Annotated in this window: 2 protein-coding genes; one reads left to right on the forward strand and one right to left on the reverse strand. The window is 70.4% G+C overall.

What is annotated here, in order from left to right; translation table 11 throughout:
- Window positions 1-120 precede the first annotated feature (120 nt).
- Entirely contained in the window at window positions 121-795 is a 675-nt protein-coding gene (locus FOE67_RS25550) for a Pvc16 family protein (protein WP_182667186.1), read from the forward strand.
- A 79-nt stretch (window positions 796-874) separates the two neighbouring features.
- Here FOE67_RS25550 and FOE67_RS25555 read toward each other — a convergent pair.
- The coding region (locus FOE67_RS25555; protein WP_182667187.1) for an RICIN domain-containing protein at window positions 875-1472 on the reverse strand (598 nt) is incomplete at its 5' end.

Below are 1472 nucleotides of genomic sequence, written 5' to 3' on the forward strand. Positions count from 1 at the left end.
GTGCCCCCTCGGGCAGCGACACTGCCCCCCGCCCGTCCCCGGTGCTCCCGGGAACGGACCCGACCCACTCGCCGGGACGGGGGCCCACGGGCCCCGCACCGCGGATGACCGGAGTACGACGTGATCCACGAGGTGGACGAGACCCTCAGGCGACTGCTCAACGGCGGTGCCCTGGCCGGCTCCGGCGTCGAGGTCTCCTTCGACATGCCGAACCGCGACTGGTCGGCCCGGCTCAACGGCCCGGTGATCAATGTCTATCTGTACGACATCCGGGAGGACACCGGCCGGCGGCGCCAGGGGGAGATCCCGGTCCACGACGGGGACCGGAGGATCGTCAAATACCGTGAGGCACCGCGCTGGTTGCGGCTGTCCTACCTGGTGACGGCCTGGACGAAGCAAGCGGTGGACGAACACCGCCTGCTGTCGGCCGTGCTGGCGACCCTGCTGCCCCGGGAGTCCATCCCTCCGCACGAACTGCACGGCTCCCTCGCCGAGTTGGGTCTGGTGGTGGGGATGCGGGTGGTCGGTCCGGTCGGCGACTCCCGGTCATCCGCGGAGATCTGGCCCGCGATCGGGGGAGAGCTCAAGCCGTCCGTCGAGGTCGTGGTCACCGCGCCGTTCCCGGTGTACCCGGAGTACGACGCCGCCCCGCTGGTGACCCGCGGCGCCACGGTCCGGATCCGGGATGGGGTGCACGGGGACGGGACCTCGTCCGGTATCGAGCGTTCCCACGGTCCCGAGGTGGTGAAGGCGGAGGCGGCGCGGCGCCGCCCCGACACCCCGACCGTCGGGTAGTCGATCCGGTGGGCGGGATACCCCGCCCACCGGATGGACCACCACCGGATCGACCACCCCACCGAGCGGCCGAAGCGGGTCAGCTCTCCGCCGAGCGGATCTCCCACCACTGGAACTCGTTGTTGCACTGCTGCACGGTGAGCTTCAGGTCGTCCTGCTGGGTGTCCTGCGGGTCGGGGCTCAGGCACAGGTGGTTGCTGGCGTAGTTCCGGATCCGGTACACGTGATCCTCGCCTTCCCGCGGTTCGAGCCACCACAACTGGTTGTCGTCGAGTTTCGGGATGCAGCGGTACTGGGAGATCTTCGTACCCGCCTGGACGGCACCGAACGCGGGCGGGTCCATGCACAGGCCGGAGTTGGAGTGGACGATGACGAACAGTGACGCCCCGCCCGGCCCGTGACCGGGGAACCTGACATCCAGGTCCCACCGTTGCTGGGTGCGGCCGGTGTCGCAGACGTTGGGGAGGATCGCCGCGTTCTCCTGGCCCCTGTCCGCCGGGATGTCCGCGCAGCGCCCCGTGGCGGAGTTCACCAGCATCACCCGCTCGGCGGGAAGGAAGGGCTCCTCTTCCTCCTCCTCGGTGAGCGGCTCCTCCGGGGACTCCTCCTCCCCGCCGCCGCTCTCCGGCTCCTCGGGTGGTGTGATGGCCGGGGGAGGGGGCTCCCTGTCTCTTATA

It is taken from the genome of Streptomyces calidiresistens, assembly GCF_014141525.1.
GTDB classification, from domain to species: Bacteria; Actinomycetota; Actinomycetes; order Streptomycetales; family Streptomycetaceae; genus Streptomyces; species Streptomyces calidiresistens.